The organism is Streptomyces calidiresistens, assembly GCF_014141525.1.
Lineage (GTDB): Bacteria > Actinomycetota > Actinomycetes > Streptomycetales > Streptomycetaceae > Streptomyces > Streptomyces calidiresistens.
Genome location: NZ_VKHS01000612.1, coordinates 1 through 3410, shown reverse-complemented (window position 1 = coordinate 3410; position 3410 = coordinate 1). Strand labels below are relative to the sequence as shown.

At 75.1% G+C, this 3410-nt stretch carries 2 protein-coding genes; one reads left to right on the top strand and one right to left on the bottom strand.

Annotated elements, in window-relative coordinates; translation table 11 throughout:
• Positions 1-1072, bottom strand: a 1072-nt coding sequence (locus tag FOE67_RS20405; protein WP_228474098.1) for a protein kinase domain-containing protein, incomplete at its 3' end; no start/stop codon positions are given.
• Between the two features lie 411 nt (positions 1073-1483).
• On the opposite strand from FOE67_RS20405, the gene FOE67_RS20400 reads away from it, so the two are divergent.
• On the top strand, positions 1484-3325 hold the full coding sequence (locus tag FOE67_RS20400) for a protein kinase domain-containing protein (RefSeq protein ID WP_182666296.1): 1842 nt from the start codon (positions 1484-1486) through the stop codon (positions 3323-3325).
• Positions 3326-3410: the final 85 nt, after the last annotated feature.

Sequence of the window (3410 nt, the reverse complement as noted above, 5' to 3'; positions counted from 1 at the left end):
GGCGGCTGCTGGAGGCCGTCTCCCACTTCGGTCCCGGTCCGTGGCGCGGGCTGGACCCCTTCGCGCCGGTCAAGCACGCCGAACTGCGGGGCGAGGGCGCGGCCGAGCCGTACTCCGGGAAGACCGCCTGCGAGACCGCCGCGCCACTGGGCGGCGGGGCCGCCCCGGTGATGCGGGGGGCCGCCCCGGTCAGCGCCGAACGCGCCTCCTCGCAGGCACGGCGGAACTCCTCGGCCGACTGGAAGCGCTCGTTGGGGTTCTTCCGCAGCGCCCGCGCCACCAGGGCGTCCAGCGCCGGCGGCACCGCGGCGTTGATGGTGGAGGGGACCGGCGGCTCCTCCTGCACGTGCGCGTAGGCGATCGCCAGCGGGGAGTCCGCGTCGAACGGCAGGCGGCCGGTGAGCAGCTCGAAGAGCATGATGCCGACCGAGTACAGGTCGGAGCGGGCGTCCACGGCCCGACCCAGCGCCTGCTCGGGCGAGAGGTACTGCGGGGTGCCCACGACCATGCCGGTCTGCGTCATCGCGGTCACGCCGGACTGCATGGCGCGGGCGATGCCGAAGTCCATCACCTTCACGCCGCCGCGCCGGGTCAGCATGACGTTGCCCGGCTTGATGTCCCGGTGGACCAGCCCCATCTCGTGCGAGATGTCCAGGGCCGCGCACACGTCCATGGTCACGTGCAGCGCCTTGTCGGCCGGCATCGCCCCGTGGCGGGCGATGTCCTCGTCCAGCTCGTTGCGCAGCGGGCGGCCGTCGACGTACTCCATGACGATGTACGGCACCGGCTGCCCGTCGATGACGTCCTCACCGGTGTCGAAGACCGACACGATGTTGGTGTGCGTCAGCTTCGCCACGGACTGGGCCTCGCGCTTGAAGCGCTCGCGGAAGGAGTCCTCCCGACCGAGGTCGCCGTGCATCGTCTTGACGGCGACCTGCCGGTCCAGGACCGAGTCGTGCGCCAGGTGCACCGAGGCCATGCCACCGGTGCCGAGCAGCTGCTGCAGCCGGTAGCGACCACCGCCCACCGCACGGCCCGTGTGATCGGCCGGCGGCTGCGCGTGCTCTGTCATGGCTCTCCCCCGTGGGCGGTGGTAACAGGCCAAGTCTGCCTCAGGGGTGGGACGCGTCAAGCCCGTTGTCCGTTCCGTGACCGCTTGGGCGTGGGGGGTGTGACGGGTCGGACATCGCCGGTCGGGCACGGCGGGAACCGGGGGCGGACCGGGCGCGTTGATGCCGGGGGGAGCGGCGTCCCGATCCGGGACGCGGTGCCGACCGGCGGGTGACGAGCCGGGTCGCGCGCCCGGTACTCCCCGGAACGACCCCCGTGTCCCCGTGCGGCTCCCGCCGGGCGCCCCCGGGAGACGGCCGGTGCCGCCCCGGAACGGGCCGGGACGGCGGGGGTCCGCATCCGGCGACTTTGCGGTGAAGGGCGGAAACCGGTTTGATTGCTGCTCTCAACAGGGCGACGCAGGCGAGGACCGATGGCTGAGGAACGGGACGCCGCGGGCGGCGCCGGCGGGGCGGAGACCACCGGTGGCGGGACGCCCCCCGGGCCCTCGGGTTCCCCGCCGTCCGGCGGGACGCGGGGCGATCGCGGAACCCGGGGCGGGCCGGACTCCGGGGGCCACCGGGAACTGGTCGGCGACGGCCGCTACCGCATCCTGCGCCGACTGGGCCGGGGCGGCATGGCCGAGGTGTTCGCGGCCGAGGACGTGCGCCTGGGGCGGGTCGTCGCGGTCAAGCTGCTGCGGTCCGACCTCGCCGAGGACCCCATCGCCAAGGCGCGCTTCACGCGCGAGGCACAGTCCGTCGCCGGGCTGAACCACCACGCGGTGGTCGCCGTGTTCGACTCCGGTGAGGAGCGGATGGGCGGCCAGGTCGTGCCCTACATGGTGATGGAGCTGGTCAACGGCCGCACCATCCGCGAGATGCTCAACGACGACGCGGACGCGGCGGAGGAGGGCCGGGGCCCCGACGGGCCGGCGCGCACCGACCGGGCCCTGGACATCGTCTCCGGCGTGCTGGAGGCCTTGGCCTACAGCCACCAGCACGGCATCGTGCACCGCGACATCAAGCCCGCCAACGTGATCATCAACGAGACCGGCTCGGTCAAGGTGATGGACTTCGGCATCGCCCGCGCGCTGCACGGCGCGCAGTCCACCATGACGCAGACCGGCATGGTGATGGGCACCCCGCAGTACCTCTCGCCCGAGCAGGCCCTCGGCAAGGCCGTGGACACCCGCTCCGACCTGTACGCGGTGGGCTGTCTGCTGTACGAACTGTTGACGCTGCGTCCGCCGTTCACCGGCGAGACGCCGCTGTCGGTGGTCTACCAGCACGTGCAGGACACCCCGCGACCGCCGTCCACGGTGTCGCCGGAGGTACCGCCGGAGCTGGACGGCCTGGCGCTGCGGGCGCTGGCGAAGAACCCGGACGACCGGTTCCAGTCCGCCGAGGAGATGCGGGCGCTGGTGCAGCACGCGCAGCGGATGCTGCGCGAGCACGGCGGGCACACCGGCGGCCTGTGGAACACCGGCTCGCTGACCGCGGACACCCCGGCCATGGGCACCGCCGCCATGGACGCCACCGCCGCCACGACGGCGATGCCCGCCGCGTCCTCCGCCCACCGCGTCGCGGAGACCAGCCAGCTGGGTCCGCCGCTGCTGATGGGCACGCCGCCGCACGGGGAGACCCGGGTCGGCGGGGCCGGCGGTCCGGGCGGCCGGCGGCTCCCGCGCTGGGCGCTGCCCGCCGTGCTGGCGGTGGCGGCGGTCGGCCTGGGCGTGCTGGTGGCGCTGCAGTTCACGGGCGGCGAGGACCTGCCGACCGCCCCCGACCCGACCCCCACGGCACCGCAGGAGACCGAGGGTCCCGAGGAGACCGAGGAACCGGAGGAGCCGGAGGAGACCGAGGAGCCGGAGGAGGAGACGACCGGCCCCTTCTCACCCGATCCGGACTGGAACCAGTCCAACGGCGGGTCGTCCGGTGGCGGCCAGAGCGGTGGCGGCTGGCAGAACGGCGGGACCACCGGTGGCGACATCGGCGGTGACGAGGGCGCGACGACCGAGGGCACCGCCGAGGGCGGCGACGGCGGCGACGCCGGTGGGGAGGACGCCGGCGCCGGCGAACCGACCGGCAACCCCGACCCCGGCGGCGGTGACCAGGGGAACAGCGGCAATCCCGGTGGCGGGGGCGACGGCGGCACGCCGGGCAACCCCGCGAGCGGTGGCGCCGGCGGCGACCAGGGCGGCGCCGGGGGTGCCGACGCCGGCGGTGCGGCGGCGGGCGGCGACGCGGCCGGGGGGCCGGAGGGCACCGGCTGACGCGCCCGGACACGACGGAACCCCGGGGCCCCGGGTGCGGGAGACCGCGCCCGGGGCCCTTTCGTGTCCGGGTGGGTCCCGGGGG